This window comes from Nocardia sp. NPDC088792 (genome assembly GCF_044750615.1).
Lineage (GTDB): Bacteria > Actinomycetota > Actinomycetes > Mycobacteriales > Mycobacteriaceae > Nocardia.
In genome coordinates, this window is record NZ_JBIVKC010000008.1 from 50,445 (window position 1) to 67,871 (window position 17,427).

19 protein-coding genes are annotated in these 17,427 nt (G+C 67.1%); 15 read left to right on the forward strand and 4 right to left on the reverse strand.

Annotation, left to right across the window (positions count from 1 at the left end; genetic code table 11):
- The first annotated feature begins 199 nt into the window (after positions 1 to 199).
- Together ACIP5Y_RS42675 and ACIP5Y_RS42680 are read left to right on the forward strand one after the other, a co-directional pair.
- The gene (locus ACIP5Y_RS42675) at positions 200 to 1,192 is read left to right on the forward strand and encodes an alpha/beta hydrolase (protein WP_400359783.1); all 993 of its coding nucleotides are present in this window, start codon (positions 200 to 202) and stop codon (positions 1,190 to 1,192) included.
- Between the two features lie 135 nt (positions 1,193 to 1,327).
- Positions 1,328 to 2,575 carry an Nramp family divalent metal transporter gene (locus tag ACIP5Y_RS42680; RefSeq protein WP_400359071.1) on the forward strand — a complete coding sequence of 416 codons (1,248 nt, stop codon included), beginning with the start codon at positions 1,328 to 1,330 and terminating at the stop codon, positions 2,573 to 2,575.
- Between the two features lie 30 nt (positions 2,576 to 2,605).
- Here the strand turns inward: ACIP5Y_RS42680 and ACIP5Y_RS42685 are convergent, their stop codons facing one another.
- Entirely contained in the window at positions 2,606 to 3,397 is a 792-nt protein-coding gene (locus tag ACIP5Y_RS42685) for an enoyl-CoA hydratase-related protein (RefSeq protein ID WP_400359072.1), read from the reverse strand.
- Positions 3,398 to 3,525: 128 nt separating this feature from the next.
- On the opposite strand from ACIP5Y_RS42685, the gene ACIP5Y_RS42690 reads away from it, so the two are divergent.
- Positions 3,526 to 4,758 carry a TetR/AcrR family transcriptional regulator gene (locus ACIP5Y_RS42690; protein ID WP_400359074.1) on the forward strand — a complete coding sequence of 411 codons (1,233 nt, stop codon included), beginning with the start codon at positions 3,526 to 3,528 and terminating at the stop codon, positions 4,756 to 4,758.
- Between the two features lie 195 nt (positions 4,759 to 4,953).
- On the opposite strand, the gene ACIP5Y_RS42695 is transcribed toward ACIP5Y_RS42690, so the two are convergent.
- Complete coding sequence (locus ACIP5Y_RS42695) at positions 4,954 to 6,444, reverse strand: aldehyde dehydrogenase family protein (protein WP_400359076.1); 1,491 nt, start codon at positions 6,442 to 6,444, stop codon at positions 4,954 to 4,956.
- Positions 6,445 to 6,752: 308 nt separating this feature from the next.
- Between ACIP5Y_RS42695 and ACIP5Y_RS42700 the strand changes: the two genes are divergently transcribed.
- From ACIP5Y_RS42700 to ACIP5Y_RS42715, 4 genes are all read left to right on the forward strand, one after another.
- On the forward strand, positions 6,753 to 7,778 hold the full coding sequence (locus tag ACIP5Y_RS42700) for an ATP-binding cassette domain-containing protein (protein ID WP_400359078.1): 1,026 nt from the start codon (positions 6,753 to 6,755) through the stop codon (positions 7,776 to 7,778).
- Positions 7,775 to 8,584, forward strand: coding sequence for an ABC transporter permease (locus tag ACIP5Y_RS42705; RefSeq protein ID WP_400359079.1), 810 nt, complete (start codon positions 7,775 to 7,777; stop codon positions 8,582 to 8,584). Before ACIP5Y_RS42700 ends, ACIP5Y_RS42705 begins: the two co-directional genes overlap by 4 nt.
- Positions 8,581 to 9,438: an ABC transporter permease gene (locus ACIP5Y_RS42710; protein WP_400359080.1), complete on the forward strand. Its 858-nt coding sequence runs from the start codon at positions 8,581 to 8,583 to the stop codon at positions 9,436 to 9,438. The genes ACIP5Y_RS42705 and ACIP5Y_RS42710 overlap by 4 nt, the downstream gene beginning before the upstream one ends.
- A 177-nt stretch (positions 9,439 to 9,615) precedes the next feature.
- Entirely contained in the window at positions 9,616 to 10,644 is a 1,029-nt protein-coding gene (locus tag ACIP5Y_RS42715; protein ID WP_400359082.1) for an SDR family oxidoreductase, read from the forward strand.
- 3 nt (positions 10,645 to 10,647) lie between these two features.
- Here the strand turns inward: ACIP5Y_RS42715 and ACIP5Y_RS42720 are convergent, their stop codons facing one another.
- Both ACIP5Y_RS42720 and ACIP5Y_RS42725 read right to left on the reverse strand, forming a co-directional pair.
- On the reverse strand, positions 10,648 to 11,895 hold the full coding sequence (locus tag ACIP5Y_RS42720) for a lycopene cyclase family protein (protein WP_400359084.1): 1,248 nt from the start codon (positions 11,893 to 11,895) through the stop codon (positions 10,648 to 10,650).
- A 95-nt stretch (positions 11,896 to 11,990) separates the two neighbouring features.
- Positions 11,991 to 12,467 (reverse strand): hotdog fold domain-containing protein, encoded by a 477-nt coding sequence (locus ACIP5Y_RS42725; protein ID WP_400359086.1) that lies wholly within the window; start codon positions 12,465 to 12,467, stop codon positions 11,991 to 11,993.
- Positions 12,468 to 13,098: 631 nt separating this feature from the next.
- On the opposite strand from ACIP5Y_RS42725, the gene rpsJ reads away from it, so the two are divergent.
- The 8 genes from rpsJ to rpsC are packed head-to-tail and all read left to right on the forward strand — an operon-like array spanning position 13,099 to position 17,425.
- Positions 13,099 to 13,404, forward strand: a complete 306-nt coding sequence (gene rpsJ / locus ACIP5Y_RS42730) for a 30S ribosomal protein S10 (RefSeq protein ID WP_003938093.1) — start codon at positions 13,099 to 13,101, stop codon at positions 13,402 to 13,404.
- Between the two features lie 14 nt (positions 13,405 to 13,418).
- Entirely contained in the window at positions 13,419 to 14,084 is a 666-nt protein-coding gene (gene rplC, locus ACIP5Y_RS42735; protein WP_400359107.1) for a 50S ribosomal protein L3, read from the forward strand.
- Positions 14,081 to 14,752 (forward strand): 50S ribosomal protein L4, encoded by a 672-nt coding sequence (gene rplD, locus ACIP5Y_RS42740; protein ID WP_400359109.1) that lies wholly within the window; start codon positions 14,081 to 14,083, stop codon positions 14,750 to 14,752. The genes rplC and rplD overlap by 4 nt, the downstream gene beginning before the upstream one ends.
- Positions 14,749 to 15,054, forward strand: coding sequence for a 50S ribosomal protein L23 (rplW, locus tag ACIP5Y_RS42745; RefSeq protein ID WP_067712168.1), 306 nt, complete (start codon positions 14,749 to 14,751; stop codon positions 15,052 to 15,054). Before rplD ends, rplW begins: the two co-directional genes overlap by 4 nt.
- Before the next feature lie 33 nt (positions 15,055 to 15,087).
- The gene (rplB, locus tag ACIP5Y_RS42750; RefSeq protein ID WP_397006291.1) at positions 15,088 to 15,918 is read left to right on the forward strand and encodes a 50S ribosomal protein L2; all 831 of its coding nucleotides are present in this window, start codon (positions 15,088 to 15,090) and stop codon (positions 15,916 to 15,918) included.
- 14 nt (positions 15,919 to 15,932) lie between these two features.
- Positions 15,933 to 16,214: a 30S ribosomal protein S19 gene (gene rpsS / locus ACIP5Y_RS42755; RefSeq protein WP_040804204.1), complete on the forward strand. Its 282-nt coding sequence runs from the start codon at positions 15,933 to 15,935 to the stop codon at positions 16,212 to 16,214.
- A complete protein-coding gene (gene rplV / locus ACIP5Y_RS42760) occupies positions 16,211 to 16,612 on the forward strand; it encodes a 50S ribosomal protein L22 (protein ID WP_397006294.1) in 402 nt (133 codons plus the stop codon). The genes rpsS and rplV overlap by 4 nt, the downstream gene beginning before the upstream one ends.
- Positions 16,613 to 17,425, forward strand: a complete 813-nt coding sequence (gene rpsC / locus ACIP5Y_RS42765) for a 30S ribosomal protein S3 (RefSeq protein WP_397006296.1) — start codon at positions 16,613 to 16,615, stop codon at positions 17,423 to 17,425.
- Positions 17,426 to 17,427: the final 2 nt, after the last annotated feature.

The window sequence follows — 17,427 nt, forward strand, 5'->3', positions numbered from 1 at the left end:
CGATTGGATAGGCCGTACGGTCTGTCAGGGTCGGCCATCTACACCGGAGCACCCGGCCGCGGGGTCTGCCGACCTGCAAATCGACACGAGATGAAGGTGCGAAACATTGATTCGTCGAACTGTCCGGAACGGGGTAGCGCGCCGCCGCGGCGCCAAGGCCGCGGCCTTCCTCGCCGCCACAGCGGTTCTCACCGGCCTCATGACGGGTATCGGTGGCGGCACCGCCTCCGCTGACCCGATCATCGACGGCAAGAAGCTCCTGGCGGATCCGGTCTCCTCCGACGGATCGAAGATCACCAAGGCCGAGATGAAGGACGGCCGGAACATCCGGCTCTACGTCTACTCCGCGGCCATGGACGCCACCTACCCGATCGATGTGCAGCGTCCCGCCGACGCGTCCGTCCCGCGCCCCACCCTGTACCTGCTGAACGGTGCGGGCGGCGGCCAGGACAGTGCCACCTGGGTGCACAACACCGATATCGTCGGCGGCTTCCTCGGCGACAAGAACGTCAATGTCGTCCAGCCTATCGGCGGCAAATGGTCCTACTACCAGGACTGGGACAAGACCGATCCGGTGCTGGGCGTCAACAAGTGGACCACCTTCTTCACCCAGGAACTCCCGCCGCTGATCGACGCCGCGCTGGGCACCGACGGCGTGAACGCCGTCGCCGGCATCTCGACCTCCGGCACCACCGTGCTCACCCTCGCCGAGGCCAAGCCGGACCTGTACAAGTCCGTCGCCGCCTACTCCGGCTGCGCGCAGATGGCCGACCCGGTCGGCCGTGAGTTCATGCGCCTCACCGTCGACACCTGGGGCGGCGGCGATCTGACCAACATGTACGGCGACGACAATTCACCGGAGTGGGCCGAGCACGATCCGGTCATCAATGCCGAGAAGCTGCGCGGCATGAACCTCTACATCTCGTCCGGCAGCGGCCTGCCCGGCCAGTACGACACCCTCAACGGTCAGTACGCGCTGCCCGGCGCCTACGGCCTGGCCAACCAGATGATCATCGGTGGCGCCATCGAGTCCGGCACCAACTTCTGCAGCCACAACCTGATGAACAAGCTGAACTCGATCGGCATCCCGGCCACCTACAACTTCCCGTCCACCGGCACCCACTCGTGGGGCTACTGGCGGGACGATTTCATCAACTCCTGGCCGGTCCTGGCCCAGGGCCTCGGCATCTGATCCGAACCAGCGCATACTTGACCGCCCCGGCGTTTACGCCGGGGCGGTTTCGTTTTCGGCTCGTTTCTTGCGGTCTTGTTCACAGTTCTACGGCAGTACTTAACAAAAAAGTTCGGGTACCCGTAAACTATGGAAATGAGTACCAGCGTGGCCGAACATCGCACTGCGTTCCAACGAGCCAGATCAGCCTCGCTGCTACTGGGTCCCGCCTTCGTCGCGGCCATCGCCTACGTCGACCCGGGCAATGTCGCCTCCAATGTCAGCGCGGGCGCCAAGTTCGGCTACCTCCTCGTCTGGGTCATCGTCATGGCCAATGTGATGGCCGGGCTGGTGCAGTTCCTCTCCGCCAAACTGGGACTCGTCACCGGCAGATCCCTGCCGGAATTGGTGCGGGACAAGGCCGGCAGGCCCGTTCGCCTCGCCTACTGGGGGCAGGCCGAAATCGTGGCCATGGCAACGGATCTCGCCGAGGTGGTCGGCGGCGCCATCGCACTGAAACTGCTGTTCGGGCTGCCGCTGCTGCTGGGCGGCGTCATCACCGGCGTGGTCTCACTGGGCCTGCTCGCCATTCAGAACCGGCGCGGGCAGCAACCCTTCGAACGCATCATCCTCGGCCTGCTCGGCATCATCTCCATCGGATTCCTTGCCTCCGTGGTCATTTCACCGCCCTCCGCCTCCGGCACCCTGGAGGGCCTGGTGCCCCGCTTCGACGGCAGCGAGAGCGTGCTGCTTGCCGCCGCCATGATCGGCGCGACCGTCATGCCGCACGTCGTGTACCTGCACTCCGGCATGTCCCGCGACCGGCACGGACACCCCGAGCCCGGCCCGGCCCGCACCCGGCTGCTGCGCATCACCCGCTACGACGTCGGCCTGGCCATGCTGCTGGCCGGCGCGGTGAACCTGGCCATGCTGCTCATGGCCGCCAACACCCTGCGCGGACGCGAGGGCGTGGACACCATCGAGGGCGCCCATGCGGCCGTGCGGGATTCGCTCGGACCGCTCGCGGGCCTGCTGCTCGCCGTCGGCCTGCTGGCCTCCGGATTGGCCTCCACCTCGGTCGGCGCCTACGCCGGCGCCATGATCATGCAGGGCCTGCTGCATCGCGGCATCCCACTGGTGGTGCGCCGCGTCGTCACCCTCATCCCGGCGCTGGCCGTGCTCGCCGCCGGCGTGGACGCGACGCGGGCGCTCATCATCTCCCAGGTCGTACTGTCCTTCGGCATTCCGCTGGCACTGATCCCCTTGGTCCGTTTCACCAGCAATCGGGAGCTGATGGGGGACAACGTGAATCACCGCGTCACCACGGCACTGGCCTGGCTGGTGGCGGCGATCATCAGCGTCCTCAACATCCTGCTGATCTACTTGACCGTGCAGGGAAGCTGATCCCGTAAGGGGCGCAAGGCTATTCGGTGCTCATTCCCCGAAGACCGCCTTGCGCTTTCCGAGCATGGCGGCCACACCCTCGGCGAAGTCGGGCTGCTGCAGCAGTTCGACCTGACCCTTCCGCTCGGCCGCCAGCACGGCGTCGAGCGGGGCCAGGGTGGCGGTATTGAGGGCGCGCTTGGTGAGCTCCAGCGCGCGCCGCGGGCCGTGGGCGATCTTGTCCGCGGCGGCCTCCACCTTCGCGTCCAGTTCCGCCTCCGGATAGACCCCTGTGATCAAGGCATGCTGCACGGCCTCGGTCACGGGCAGCCGATTGCCCAGCAACGCCATCTCGGCTGCGAGCGGGCGACCGGCCGCCGCCGCGACCATGGCGGCCGCGCCACCGTCGGGCATGATGCCGATATTGATGAACGCCAGCAGCAGGTACGCCTCCTCGGAGGCGTAGGTGAGGTCGGCGGCCAGCGCGAGGGCGACGCCGATGCCCGCCGCGGCGCCCCGCACCCGGGCGATGACCGGAATGGGTGCGTCCACAATGGATTTCACCATCGCATTGGCAGCCACCATGGTCTGATCGGCGGTGTCTTCATCGATCGAATCACCGCTCACCGACAGATCGGCGCCGGTGCAGAAATCGCCGCCCTCGCCGGTCAGTACGATCACCCGGACCGCGGGATCCGCCGAAGCCGCGCGTATGGTGTCGCCGAGCCCGAGCATGGTGGCGTAGTCGATGGCGTTCTTGCGCTTGGGGTTGGTGAGCGTGATGCGTAGCACCCGCTTGTCCAGAACCGCCGTGTAGCCAGTGGTGGTCGCGGTATAACTCATGTCCGCTCCTAGCTCCGCGTGCGGGTGAGGCACGCCGCGCGATATGTTCACTTTTGCGAATTGTGGTTAACTTAGGGGCGTCCGTCCGGCCGTGTCAACAGCCGGAGCCACTGAGAAGGAGAAACCGTATGGTCGCCGACAGCAGCGAGCTGGGCCTCGCTTCCGCGCGACCCGACGGTGAATCCGGACCGCGCCGCCGCCCCAAGAATCGCAAGGCCCAGATCGTGCGCGTCGCCGCACGCGCCTTCGCTGAGCGGGGCTATCACCCGGTCGGCGTGGACGAGATCGCCGCCGAGGTCGGAATCTCCGGCCCGGCCCTCTACCGGCACTTCACCAACAAATACGCGTTATTGGTCGCGGCCGCCGAAATGGGCGCACAGCATTTGCTGGACGCCGCCCGTGCCGCCGACGATCCGGCCCTGGAACCGGAACCGCGACTCACCGCCCTGATCCGCGGCATCGCCGAGTACACCATCGACGTGCGTCGCGAGGGCGGACTCTACCGCTGGGAACGCCGCTACCTGGAACGCGAGGACCGCGCCCGCATCCGGGTCGTCTACACCGCCCTCCACGAAACCGTCGAAGAGCCCATCGCCGCGCTCTACCCCGACGCCGACCCGGCCGACATCCAGCTCCGCGCCGCCGCCGTGCTCAGCGTCATCGGCAGCATCACCGCGCACCGCACGGCCCTGTCCACCACCCGCCTGGTCAACCTGATCAACGACATCTGCTGGGACATCCTGCGCGTCGAACTGCCGCCCGCCCCGCCGGCCGTCACCGGCGACCCGATCCTGCGCGGCCTGCCGGTCATCTCCAAGCGGGAGCAACTGCTCACCGAGGCCATCCGCATCTTCGGCCGCCAGGGCTACCACGAGGCCAGCATCGAGGAGATCGGCGCCGCGGCCGGCATCAATGCCTCCAGCGTCTACCGCTACTTCAGCAGCAAGGCCGATCTGCTCGCCGCCGCCTTCCACCGCACCGGCGAACGCGTCGCCATCGCCAATACGGAAGCCTTGTCCGAGGCCACTTCTCGCGCCGACGCGGCGGTCCGCATCGCCGACCGCTTCGCCCGCATGACCTTCGCCATGCCCGAGATCCTCCCCGTCTACTTCTCGGAGTTCTCGAACATCCCGGCCTCCGAACAACATCGGCTCCGCTCCATCCAGCGCCAGAACGTCCTGGAATGGGCCAACCTGCTCGACGGCGATCAGGTGGAGGCCCGCTTCCGAGTACACGCCGCCATCGGACAGGTCATCGACGTCGGCCGCCGCATCCGCTTCGACGGCCGCCCGCAGAACCTCGCCCGCGTCAGCGCGCTCATGCGCGCGGTGCTGCTGGGCGCGAACGCCACGGCCGAATAGCCTTCCGCGCCACTGCCTGACGGTGCTGCGCGGCAACTGCTGACAGTCACTGCGCGGCATGACTGAACAATGCTGCGCGGCAAGGTCGACGAGTGTCGCGCGGCAAGGCTGACCTGTGCCGCGCGAGAGGGCCGAGCAACGGGGCGGTGCTCCACGGCAGGACCCGATCGCCCTGCCCGCAGCGGTGTCTTTGCTTCACACCCGATGTCGCAGGCGGAAGATCGCCCGGGCCACCCGCAGGCGCTGCGGATGACGGTCGAAGGTGCCCAGGGTGACCTGATCTGTGGGGTGCTTGTCGGTAATGGTCTGCGCCCGGGTGAACAGCTCCGGCGTGAGCGGGTCGCGCGTGCGCCCGGGGCCGTGAATGCCGTAGACGGGTGTGGAATTGACGGTGACCAGTTCGGTGCGCAGGCGTGCGGCGAAATCGGGCACACTGCGCACGTCCCGGGTGAAAACCGCTACGGGCAGCGGGGTTTCGGCGGCATTGATGCGCTCGGCCGCCTCGTCCATGGTGGCCACCCGGTGGATGATCAGCACCGGTCCCACCGCCTCGCCGGTCACCGCCGAGCTGGTGTCGGGCACATCGGTGAGCACGATCGGCTCGATATACGGCTCCCGGATGGAATCCAGGCCGCCCACCAGGGCGTGCCCGCCGCGGGTGAGCGCATCCCGAACCTGCTTGCGCACCACATCGATCTGGGCCTCGACCAGCATGGGCCCGTAGGCGGCGCGGCGGTCGGCACCGGGACGCAGCCGCCCGGCCTGGTCGGCGATCAGTTCGAGGAACGGGTCGTAGACCGAATCCGCGACGTAGACGATGTGCACACCCGCCGGGTGCTGACCGGAATTGGCCATGGCCCCGTAAACCGCCGCGGCCGCGGCGGTATCGAGGCGGGCGTCGACCTGCACCACCATGGCGCCGCGGCCGCCCGGCTCCACGGTCAGCGGAGTGCCGGACTGCGCGCACAGCACCGCCAGCTCGCGGGCGCCCGCGGCGGATCCGGCGTACGCGATCTTGTCCAGGCGGGCGCGGGTGAGCGCGGCGGCGGTGCTGCTGTCGCCGGTGACCACTTGCAGCACAGGCTGATTCGGTGCCAGGTGACTCCAGGTATCGGCGATCCACGCGCCCACACCGGGGGTCAGTTCGCTGGGTTTGAAGACCACGCTGTTGCCGCCCGCCATGGCGGAGGCGATCGAATTCATCGGTGTGAGAACGGGATTGTGCCAGGGCCCCAGCACGCCCACCGTGCCCAGCGGCAGCCGCGCGACCGAGCCTTCGCGGTCGCGGCGGAAGCGGGCGGCGACGCGGCGGCCCAGCATGCGTTCGGCGTGGCGGGCAACCCAATCCAGCTGTTCCACCGCGAGCGTCACCTCGATGGCGGCGTCCATCCGGGGTTTGCCGGTCTCGCTGCTGATCAGCTCCACCAGGTCCCGGGTGCCGCGGGCGATGCTGCGTTTCCAGTCCAGCAGCCAGCGTTTGCGGCCGTCGAATCCGATTGCGGCCCACCATTGCTGGGCGGTGCGCGCGGAGCGGACGGTGCGGGTGAGTTCACCCGCGCCCATGACGGCGTATTCGCCGAGCACCTCTCCGGTGCGTGGATCGTAGGAGGTGAGGACCTTCGGTCTGCTCGCCCCGGTACGCGCTGCGCGCGGCTGTTCGGAACGAGCCTGCGCGGATTCGGCCATGGTTACCCTCTCGCGGCCACTGAACTACTCCCCGCTTCGCCAGACTATGGTTCGAGTCGCAGATGCGACAAGGTAGCGAAATCACTGCATACCGCCCGGTCCGTGCCTGGATCAGCGGCTATGCGGTGACCGATCGGTTTGTGACCAAGGACACGTTTGTCGAATAACTGCTTTGGCGAAGGAAAGGTCCCGTTCCAGACTCGCCTGTAACATCGCGGCCGACGGTGTGGATCATCCCGGCAGGGATGTGGGGACCCGTCGCACGGGGCGTCAGAAAATCGTGCCCGCCCAGCAATAGTGGAGAGTTGATGCCGAGCTTGGACAGACCGGATTCGAAAACGCCGCACACGGAAACCGGCGTCGGAGACCCGGCCGTATACGTCGAAGACGTCCGCAAGTCGTTCGGCGAGGTGCACGCCCTGCGCGGCATCTCCTTCACCGCCGACCGCGGCCGCGTACTCGGCATCCTCGGGCCCAACGGCGCCGGCAAGACCACCACGGTCAAAATCCTGTCCACCCTGCTGCGCCCCGACTCCGGCATCGCCCGCGTCGCCGGGCACGACGTCCGCAAGGACCCCGCGGCGGTACGGCGATCCATCATGATGACCGGACAGTTCGCGGCCCTCGACGAAAATCTCTCCGGACGCGAGAACCTCGAACTGTTCGGCCGCCTCATGGGACTCGGCCGCAAGGACGCCCGCCGCCGCGCCGACACCCTGCTCGAGGAATTCGACCTCACCGGCGCCGGCCGCCGCGCCGTCCGCCACTACTCCGGCGGCATGCGCCGCCGCGTCGACATCGCCTGCGGGCTCGTCGTCCGGCCCGAAGTCGTCTTCCTCGACGAACCCACCACCGGCCTGGATCCCCGCAGCCGCCAAGGCGTCTGGGACCTCGTCACCGCCCTCAAGAACCAGGGCATCACCGTCCTGCTGACCACGCAGTACCTCGAAGAGGCCGACGTGCTCAGCGACAACATCATCGTCATCGACAAGGGCACCGTCATCGCCGAAGGCACCGCCGACGCCCTCAAGCAGAAGACCGGCGGCAGCTACTGCGAGATCGTGCCGCTGGACCCCACCCAGCTGAGCCGCGTCGCCGACGCCCTCGGCGATCTGGTGCCGGCCGCGGTCCGCGCGGATATCGGTGGGCACGACCGGCTTTCGATCCCCGCGCCGGACGGCGCCGCCACGCTGTCCGATGCGCTGCGCCGCCTCGACGGCGTCGGCATCGAACTCGCCGACATCGGGCTGCGCCGGCCCTCCCTCGACGACGTATTCCTTTCCCTCACAGGACATTCCGGCACCCCGGAACTCGAAGCGGGAGAGTCGCAATGAGCGCCCCCGCGACCAGTGCCGCCGACCTCTTCACCGGCGTCCCGCCCACCCGGCCCAACAGCTTCGCGCAGTGGCGGGCGCTCACCGGGCGCATCGTCTGGGTCATGGCCACCAAGGGCGAACTCATCGTCGCGGCGATCACGCCGCTGGTGTTCGCTGTCGGCTTCTACCTGCCGCTCAAATTCGTCATGCAGGTCAAGGGCATTCACTACGCGCAGTACGTCATGCCGATCATCGTGCTGCAGACCATGTCCTTCACCATGATGTCGAACGCGCAGCTCGCCGCATTCGAAACCTTGACCGGACTCAATATGCGCATGCAGACCATGCCGATCGGCAAATTGGTGCCACTGCTGTCCCGGTTGTCCGCGGGCCTGGTGCGTTCGGTGACCTCCCTGGCGGCCGCCATCGGCTGGGGCTACATGATCGGCTTCCGATTCATCGCCGGTCCGGGACAAGCCGTGCTGTTCTGTGCGTTCTCCCTTTTGGTCGGTACCGTGCTGGCGATCGGGGCGGACGGACTCGGATCGCTCACCAAGAGTCCCGAATCCCTCAGTCAGGCGCTGACCCTGCCCACTCTCATCTTCGGCATGCTGTCCTGTGGGTTCGTTCCGGAAGCCGGTTTCCCGGAGTGGATTCGGCCGTTCGCCCGTAATCAGCCCATCTCGCAGTTCTCCTACGCGCTGCGTGACATGGCCCAGGGCGGCGTGACATGGCATGTGTTCTGGGTGCCGCTGGTCTGGCTGATCGGCCTCTCGGTCGTATTCCTGCCGATGGCGGTCTGGGCGAGTGTGAGGCGATCATGACCACGGTCGAGGCCGGTGTGGCCGAAAAGGATTGGGCGGGATATCAGCCGCTGCCCGAGGTGAAGCCGCGCTCCGAGCGGACGATCGGGATCTGGGCGGAGCAGACCCTCATCCAGACCAAGCGGTTGCTGATCGGTTGGTCCAGGGACCCCGCTACCGCGGTTCAGGCCCTCATCTATCCGGCCCTCACATTGCTCATGTTCCATGTGGTGCTGGGCGATACGATCAGCTCGGTCACCGGTATCCCCGCCGTCTACGGGCAGGTACCGATGGTCATGCTGGTCGCGGCCATGTCCGGATCCGTGATCAGCGCACTCGGATTCAAGGCGGAGAAGGCGACCGGACTGCTCGGCCGCTTCTACACCATGCCCACCCACCGGGCCGCCGGATTCACCGGACGACTGCTGGCCGAGGCCATCCGCGTGCTCGTCACCACGCTGTTCGTGCTGATAGTGGGCATCTGCCTGGGCTTCCGATTCTGGTACGGGCCGGGCGGCGCCATCGGCATGGTGTTGATGCCGGTCTTCTTCGGCATCGGATTCGCGGTGCTGGTCACGGCGCTCGCCACCCTCTCCGACGGCGTGGTGCTGGTATCGGTGGTCGGCATCATCAGCAATCTGCTGATGTTCTTCAACTCCGGCTTCGTTCCCGTGTACGCGTATCCGCGGTGGCTGCAGAAGGTGGTCGAGAACCAGCCGATGAGCACCACCATCGACGCCATGCGCGGGCTCGCCTACGACGGGCCGATCTTCACGCCGCTGTGGAAGACACTCGCCTGGGTGCTCGGCACCATCGTCATATTCGCGTACCCGGCGATCCGCGGTTACCGCCGCGCCGCCGAGACGGGCGCGTAATTCACTCTCGTCGCTTCGGCGGTCCGCACCCGCTGTGCGGATCGCCGCCCGGGAGCCCCGATCGGTCCGGCCCACCTCACCAGCCTCGGCGATCCGCACTGTGCGGATCGCCGAAATACGCGCGCCCCGACCGTGGTACGGGCGGAATGCGTGTTGTGTCACGTTAAGGTGGGCCGCATGGCTTACCTGGTTACCGGGGCAACTGGGTTCATCGGTCGGTTTCTCGTCCCCGAACTTCTGCGTCGAGGCGAAGACGTCCATGTACTCGTGCGCCCCGGCGAAGACTCCGTGCTCCGCTTCAACCGCTGCCTCCGCACCTGGGGCCCGACCGGCCGCATCCGGCCCGTCCGCGGCGACCTCGGCGCACCCGGACTCGGCATCGACCCGGGCTGGATTGCCGCACAGCGCGGTTCGATCGACCACGTCTTCCACCTCGCCGGCGGCTACGACACCGCCGGCCCCGCCGGCGGCACCCGCCGCGTCACCGAACTCGCCGCCGCCGTGGAAGCGGGCCGCCTGCACCATGTTTCGACCGTGCAGGTCGCCGGCTCCTGGAACGGCATGTTCACCGAGGACACCACCGAGGTCGGCCAGGTCCTCGCCACCCCCTACCAGCGCGCCATGCTGCAGGCCGAACACGCCGTGCGCGAACAGACCGCCGTACCGTGGCGCATCTACCGGCCATCCATCATCATCGGCCACTCCCGCACCGGCGAGATCGACCGCATCGACGGCCCCTACTACTTCTTCCGGCTGCTGCGCATGGCCGCGCAACTGCCGCGCATCCTGCCCGTCGTCGCCCCCAAGCTCGGCGAAACCAACCTGGTCCCGGTCGATTTCGTGACCCGCGCCCTCGACCACATCGCGCACCGCCCCGACGGCGACAACACCACCTACCACCTGGTCGACCCGCGCCGCCAGACCGTCGCCGAGGTCTTCAACCTCTTCGCCGACGAAGCCGGGGCGCCGCACCTGGTCGAGGTCATGCCCAAGCAGACCCTCGACGTCACCCTCCGCGTCCCCGGCATGGGCTGGGCGCTGCGCCAGGTCGGCGTCCCCACCGACCTCATCGAGCACACCCAGCTGAACTGCCGGCTCGACGCGCGGCACACCGCCGCCGCCTTGTCCGGCACCGACATCCGCGTCCCGCCGCTGGAGGCCTACGCCCCCATCATCTGGAAGTACTGGATCGAAAACTGGGTGTGACCGCTACGGCGTGGCCGAATCCTCGTGCCGGGAATCCTCGTGCCGGGAATCCTCGTGGCGGGAAAGCGAAGTCCCGGCCGCGGGCCGCGGATACTCCCACCCCACCCACCGATTCCGGTTGGTCCACCCGACCAGATCGAACCGCCACCGGAACGGCCAAGTCCTGGCCACCGTCATGAACAGCGCCGACCCCAGCGCGGTGTAGTCGTCGTGCGCCGACAACAGTGCCCGCTGCTGCCGCGGCGGCCGCGTGAAGAACGCCTCGAACATGGCGATCGACTGCGCGGTCGTGAGCCGCCCCAGCCCGTACACCCCCCGCATCCGCATCCAGTACACGAGCCGCGCCTCCCACGGCCACATCGCCTCGATCGGATCCTGCCCCCGCCGGATGGCCTCCACCGCCGTATCCACCAGCGAAAGCGAATCCGCCACACAGTATCCCGTGATCGGATGCATCATCCCGCCCCGGGACCCGAACGGAATCACCTGCCCCCGACCGGCTTTCGGCGGCAGCTGATCCAGCGGATAGTGCGCCGCCTCGGTAGGCTCATCCCCCCGCAATGTAATCCCGTGCGCAGCAAGCCGATTCAACGTCCGCCGTCGCAATTCGTGCTGCGGCATCCCACCCCGCAGTCCGAGACTCGTCTCCTCGAAGATGACGGTCCCATCCCCGAGCGGCACCGAGTAAAGGAACGACGGCGGCTCATCCGCCCCCGCCCCGTTCTCCGCCCGCCAATCCAGCAGCAGCCCCTGCCCCGCACTCACCATCGGCGCCGCGATGTCTTCATCCACGAAAATCCCGTGCGCACTGGCGGTCCGCCGCGCTCCCGGCCCGGCCTGCCCCCGCGTATCGATCACCGTCGCGGCCCGCACCTCGGTCCCATCGGCCAGCTCCACCCGATGCGCCTCGACAGTCCGTGCCCGCCGCGCGATCACGGTCGCATCATCCAACGGCACCGAATCGAACAACCCTTGCTTCGACAGCACGCAGTAGGGCCGAGGGATCCGATGCTCACTGGTAGTCCAAACAACCGGCGCCTCGATCCGACTGGCAATCGCCGTGCGCGGCAACCACTCCGGCAGCTCGTCGATCCAGCAGGAGTAGGTGGGCCCCCAAAGCCGCTCGGGTCGCGGATCCACCGCAATCACCCGCATCCCCGCCACCATCGCCCGATGCGCCAACGCCCGCCCCGTAGGCCCGAGCCCCACCACACACACGTCGGCCGCCCCGCCGACCTCCCGGCCACTCATACCCGCATCCAACCAGCCCGCCCCCACGTCCGCCAGCATCGTCCCGGTCTCTCGCGGGCGGCAAAAAGGGCCCGGCGGCCCGGGCCCATCGTCGGCTACTTCGGGGTGACCCAGGTGGTGATGTCGGCGTGGACCACTTCGAGGCCGGACTTGTCGTAGATGGAGACGGGGACGATGAGGTCCCGGCCTTCGGTGATCTTGTCGAAGTCGGGGACTTCGGGGAGTTCGGCCACGGCGCGGAGGCCGGAGTTGGCCTTGGCGAGGTATTGGACGTTCATGGATTTGGGGATCCAGCGGTGGGTGCCCGGGACGGTGGCCTCGGACAGCATGCCCATGGCGACCTCGGCGAGATTGCAGGCGGCGATGGCGTGAAAAGTGCCGAGGTGGTTGTGAATACCGAACCACTTGGGCGCCGTCACCTCGCACAGGCCGGGCTCGAGGCGCACCACGCTGGGCAGCACGGTGCCGAAGTAGGGGACCCGCGCGACCATGCCGAGGGAGAACAAGGTGTGGCCGATGCGGTTGTCGGGAAGCTTCTTCCAGCCGCGGTAGGTGGCGGTCTCTTTGGTCATGCGGCCGATCTTACTCAAAAGTAAGTTAAGCGGAAGTAGGCCGCCGCCGAACCTCCGGCGGATACCGCCATCACCGATTCGCCGCGCTGGCTGCTGATGTTCGCGGCCGGCTGTGTGGCGCTGATCGCATTGATCCATCTGCTGGGCCGTCGCTTCCTGCGCTGGTATCGGCAGTCCGACGAGCCGTGGCTGGATCACCCGTCGCGGCAGTTGTGACCAGGGCCATCGCCGTCACGTAGCGGAGGGGGTCCGATTTGAAGTCGGCCCTGCGCTCGAGGCATACTGTTCGGGTTGCCCACACCGAGTTGTGTCAATTCCATTGGAAAGATGCAGGTCGTGGGTGAGTATGACCCAATTTTGCACCCCGCTGATAGCGGCGTGGGTGCGTCCGGGACAATGTTCCGAGGCCATAGCGGATTTACTCCGGGGCCGAGGAATGAGCGGCGGAGCGACACGCCCGACCGCGTGGACCGGATGAACCATGACAGATGAACAGCGGCGATGGATCGGGCCCAGGTGGCCGGTCGTGTGGTGGCTGATGCGTCTTCGTGTGTTCGGGCTGTGCAAATGAGGGTGGTCTGAGAGGGAAACCTCTTGGCCCACAACGCAAGCGGAGAAAAGGACACTCAGCGTGGCGGGACAGAAGATCCGCATCAGGCTCAAGGCCTACGACCATGAGGCGATCGACGCGTCTGCGCGCAAGATCGTCGAGACGGTGACCCGTACCGGCGCCCGTGTCGTCGGACCGGTGCCGTTGCCGACCGAAAAGAACGTGTACTGCGTCATCCGTTCGCCGCATAAGTACAAGGATTCGCGCGAACACTTCGAGATGCGCACCCACAAGCGGCTTATCGACATCCTCGACCCGACGCCGAAGACGGTTGACGCCCTGATGCGCATCGACCTGCCGGCCAGTGTCGACGTCAACATTCAGTGACGGGGACTTCGAATATGACTGACAACAAGACTCGTCCGGCCGCGGGCATCCTGGGCACCAAGCTCGGCATGACCCAGGTCTTCGACGAAAAGAACCGCGTCGTTCCCGTGACCGTCATCAAGGCGGGCCCGAACGTCGTTACCCAGATCCGCACGGTCGAGCGCGACGGCTATTCCGCCGTCCAGGTCGCCTACGGCGCCATCGACCCGCGCAAGGTGAACAAGCCGGTCTCCGGCCAGTTCACCAAGGCCGGTGTCACCCCGCGCCGCCACATCGCCGAGATCCGTCTCGCCGATGTCGCCGGCATCGAGGTCGGCCAGGAGATCAACGCCGATGTCTTCGAGGCGGGCGCCTACGTCGACGTGACCGGCACCTCCAAGGGCAAGGGCTTCGCGGGCACCATGAAGCGTCACGGTTTCCGTGGCCAGGGTGCCTCGCACGGTGCGCAGGCCGTGCACCGTCGTCCGGGCTCCATCGGTGGTTGCTCCACCCCGGGTCGCGTGTTCAAGGGCATGCGCATGTCCGGCCGGATGGGTAACGACCGCGTCACCACGCAGAACCTCTCGGTCCACAAGGTGGATGCCGAGAACGGCCTGCTGCTGATCAAGGGCGCGATCCCGGGCCGCACCGGCGGCATCGTGGTCGTCAAGAGTGCAGTGAAGGGTGGTGCCCGGGCATGAGCACCGAGACCAAGACCAACCTGACGCTCACGGTCAAGGCCGCTGGCGGCAAGACCGAGGGCACCGTCGAGCTCCCCGCGGAGATCTTCGACGTGACGGCGAACATCGCGTTGATGCACCAGGTCGTCGTGGCCCAGCAGGCCGCGGCTCGCCAGGGCACGCACGCCACCAAGACCCGCGGTGAAGTCCGCGGTGGTGGCAAGAAGCCGTACCGCCAGAAGGGCACCGGCCGTGCGCGCCAGGGTTCGACCCGTGCGCCGCAGTTCGCCGGCGGTGGCACCGTCCACGGCCCGCAGCCGCGCGACTACACCCAGCGCCTGCCCAAGAAGATGAAGGTCGCCGCACTGCGTGGCGCCCTGTCGGACCGGGCGCGCAACGAGCGCATCCACGTGATCACCGAACTGGTTGCGGGTCAGACCCCGTCGACCAAGGTGGCCAAGTCCTTCCTGGCCGAGATCTCGGACCGGAAGAACATCCTGGTCGTCGTCGGTCGTGAAGATGTCACCGCGTGGAAGAGCGTGGCGAACCTGCAGAACGTGCACCCGATCGCCCCCGATCAGCTGAACACCTACGACGTCCTGAAGTCGGACGAGGTCGTGTTCTCGGTCGAGGCGCTCAACGCCTTCGTGCACGGCCCTGCCGAAGCTGCACAGGAGGAGAGCAAGTGACCACCATCGCCGACCCGCGCGACATTCTGCTGGCGCCGGTGATCTCCGAGAAGTCCTACGGACTGATCGAGGAGGGCACCTACACCTTCATCGTGCACCCGGACTCGAACAAGACGCAGATCAAGATTGCCGTCGAGAAGGTTTTCGGCGTCAAGGTGACCAGCGTCAACACCGCCAATCGTCAGGGCAAGCGCAAGCGGACCCGCTTCGGTTATGGCACGCGTAAGAGCACCAAGCGCGCGCTCGTGACCATCTCGGCCGACAGCAAGCCCATCGAGATCTTCGGAGGCCCGGTCGCGTAAGCGGTCGGACATCCAGAAAGTAGAGAAGAACTCATGGCAATCCGTAAGTACAAGCCCACGACCCCGGGTCGCCGCGGCGCATCGGTCTCGGACTTCGCCGAGATCACCCGCTCGACCCCCGAGAAGTCGCTGCTGCGTCCGCTCACCAAGACCGGTGGCCGTAACGCGCAGGGCCGCATCACCACCCGTCACAAGGGTGGCGGCCACAAGCGCGCCTACCGTCTGATCGACTTCCGTCGGCTGGACAAGGACGGCATCCCGGCCAAGGTCGCGCACATCGAGTACGACCCGAACCGCACCGCCAATATCGCTCTGCTGCACTTCGCGGACGGCGAGAAGCGCTACATCATCGCGCCGAAGGGCATTGCCCAGGGCACGAAGATCGAGTCGGGCACCGGCGCGGACATCAAGCCCGGCAACAACCTGCCGCTGCGCTCGATCCCGACCGGTACCACCATCCACGCGGTGGAGCTGCGTCCCGGTGGCGGCGCCAAGCTGGCCCGCGCGGCCGGCATGAGCATCCAGCTGCTGGGTAAGGAAGGCCAGTACGCCGTGCTGCGTATGCCTTCCGGTGAGATCCGTCGCGTCGACGTGCGCTGCCGCGCCACCGTCGGCGAGGTCGGCAACGCCGAGCAGTCGAACATCAACTGGGGCAAGGCCGGCCGTATGCGGTGGAAGGGCGTTCGCCCGACCGTCCGTGGTGTGGTCATGAACCCGGTCGATCACCCGCACGGTGGTGGTGAGGGTAAGACCTCCGGTGGTCGCCACCCGGTCTCCCCGTGGGGCAAGCCCGAGGGCCGTACCCGTAAGCCCAACCGTCCCAGCGACAAGCTCATCGTCCGCCGCCGCGGCAAGAAGCGTTAAGGAGGAGGTTAAAGATGCCACGTAGCCTGAAGAAGGGCCCGTTCGTCGACGGACACCTCCTCAAGAAGGTGGACGTCCAGAACGAGAAGGGCACGAAGCAGGTCATCAAGACCTGGTCGCGTCGTTCCACCATCATTCCCGACTTCATCGGTCACACGTTCTCGGTCCACGATGGCCGCAAGCACGTGCCGGTGTTCGTGTCGGAGAACATGGTTGGACACAAGCTCGGTGAATTCGCGCCGACTCGTACGTTCAAGAGCCACGTCAAGGAAGATCGGAAGAGCAAGCGGCGATGAGCACTGAAACTCAGAACCCGACCGCGCGCGCGACCGCCAAGCACGTTCGCGTGACGCCGATGAAGGCGCGTCGCGTCGTGGACATGGTCCGTGGCCGTCGTGTCGAGGATGCGCTGAACATCCTGAAGTTCGCGCCGCAGGCCGCGAGCGAGCCGGTCGCGAAGGTTGTCGCTTCGGCGGCCGCCAACGCCGAGAACAACCTCGGCCTGAACCCGGCCACCCTGGTCATCTCGACGGCGTATGTCGACGAGGGCGCGACCATGAAGCGTTTCCAGCCGCGGGCCCAGGGTCGCGCGTTCCGGATCCGCAAGCGCACCAGCCACATCACCATCGAGGTCGAGAGCGTGCCCACCGCCGGCGCTGCCACTCGTAGCCGCCGGAAGGGAGGGGCAAAGTAAATGGGACAGAAAATCAACCCCCATGGCTTCCGCCTCGGTATCACCACCGACTGGAAGTCGCGCTGGTACGCCGACAAGCAGTACAAGGAATACGTCGGCGAAGACGTCCAGATCCGCAAGCTCCTCGCCACCGGCATGGAGCGGGCCGGCATCTCGAAGGTCGAGATCGAGCGCACCCGTGACCGTGTGCGTGTGGATATCCACACCGCGCGTCCGGGCATCGTGATCGGCCGTCGTGGCGCCGAGGCCGACCGCATCCGCGCCGAGCTGGAGAAGCTCACCAAGAAGCAGGTGCAGCTGAACATCCTCGAGGTCAAGAACCCCGAGTCGGATGCGCAGCTCGTTGCTCAGGGTGTGGCCGAGCAGCTGTCGAACCGTGTGGCGTTCCGTCGCGCGATGCGTAAGGCCATCCAGTCGGCCATGCGTTCGCCGAACGTCAAGGGCATCCGTGTGCAGTGCTCGGGCCGCCTCGGTGGCGCCGAAATGTCGCGCTCGGAGTTCTACCGTGAGGGTCGCGTGCCGCTGCACACCCTGCGTGCGGACATCGACTACGGCCTGTACGAGGCCAAGACCACCTTCGGTCGTATCGGCGTGAAGGTCTGGATCTACAAGGGCGACATCGTCGGTGGCAAGCGTGAGGTCACTGCTGCCGCCGCGCCGTCCGGTGATCGTGACCGTCGCGAGCGTCGTGAGCGCCCGAGTCGTCCGCGTCGCTCGGGTGCCCAGGGCACCACGGCGACCAGCACCGAGGCCGGCCGGGCCGCGACTGCAGTCGCGGAGGCGCCGGCTCCGGCAGAGAACCAGGAGGGCTGACC

Coding starts and splice junctions, on each gene's coding strand:
- rpsS (WP_040804204.1), top strand. CDS start 15,933: ATGCCACGTAGCCTGAAGAAGGGCCCGTTCGTCGACGGACACCTCCTC.
- rplC (WP_400359107.1), top strand. CDS start 13,419: ATGACTGACAACAAGACTCGTCCGGCCGCGGGCATCCTGGGCACCAAG.
- ACIP5Y_RS42685 (WP_400359072.1), bottom strand. CDS start 3,397: ATGAGTTATACCGCGACCACCACTGGCTACACGGCGGTTCTGGACAAG.
- ACIP5Y_RS42705 (WP_400359079.1), top strand. CDS start 7,775: ATGAGCGCCCCCGCGACCAGTGCCGCCGACCTCTTCACCGGCGTCCCG.
- rplB (WP_397006291.1), top strand. CDS start 15,088: ATGGCAATCCGTAAGTACAAGCCCACGACCCCGGGTCGCCGCGGCGCA.
- ACIP5Y_RS42720 (WP_400359084.1), bottom strand. CDS start 11,895: ATGAGTGGCCGGGAGGTCGGCGGGGCGGCCGACGTGTGTGTGGTGGGG.
- ACIP5Y_RS42675 (WP_400359783.1), top strand. CDS start 200: ATGACGGGTATCGGTGGCGGCACCGCCTCCGCTGACCCGATCATCGAC.
- ACIP5Y_RS42710 (WP_400359080.1), top strand. CDS start 8,581: ATGACCACGGTCGAGGCCGGTGTGGCCGAAAAGGATTGGGCGGGATAT.
- ACIP5Y_RS42725 (WP_400359086.1), bottom strand. CDS start 12,467: ATGACCAAAGAGACCGCCACCTACCGCGGCTGGAAGAAGCTTCCCGAC.
- rplV (WP_397006294.1), top strand. CDS start 16,211: ATGAGCACTGAAACTCAGAACCCGACCGCGCGCGCGACCGCCAAGCAC.
- rpsC (WP_397006296.1), top strand. CDS start 16,613: ATGGGACAGAAAATCAACCCCCATGGCTTCCGCCTCGGTATCACCACC.
- ACIP5Y_RS42715 (WP_400359082.1), top strand. CDS start 9,616: ATGGCTTACCTGGTTACCGGGGCAACTGGGTTCATCGGTCGGTTTCTC.
- ACIP5Y_RS42690 (WP_400359074.1), top strand. CDS start 3,526: ATGGTCGCCGACAGCAGCGAGCTGGGCCTCGCTTCCGCGCGACCCGAC.
- ACIP5Y_RS42695 (WP_400359076.1), bottom strand. CDS start 6,444: ATGGCCGAATCCGCGCAGGCTCGTTCCGAACAGCCGCGCGCAGCGCGT.
- ACIP5Y_RS42680 (WP_400359071.1), top strand. CDS start 1,328: ATGAGTACCAGCGTGGCCGAACATCGCACTGCGTTCCAACGAGCCAGA.
- ACIP5Y_RS42700 (WP_400359078.1), top strand. CDS start 6,753: ATGCCGAGCTTGGACAGACCGGATTCGAAAACGCCGCACACGGAAACC.
- rplD (WP_400359109.1), top strand. CDS start 14,081: ATGAGCACCGAGACCAAGACCAACCTGACGCTCACGGTCAAGGCCGCT.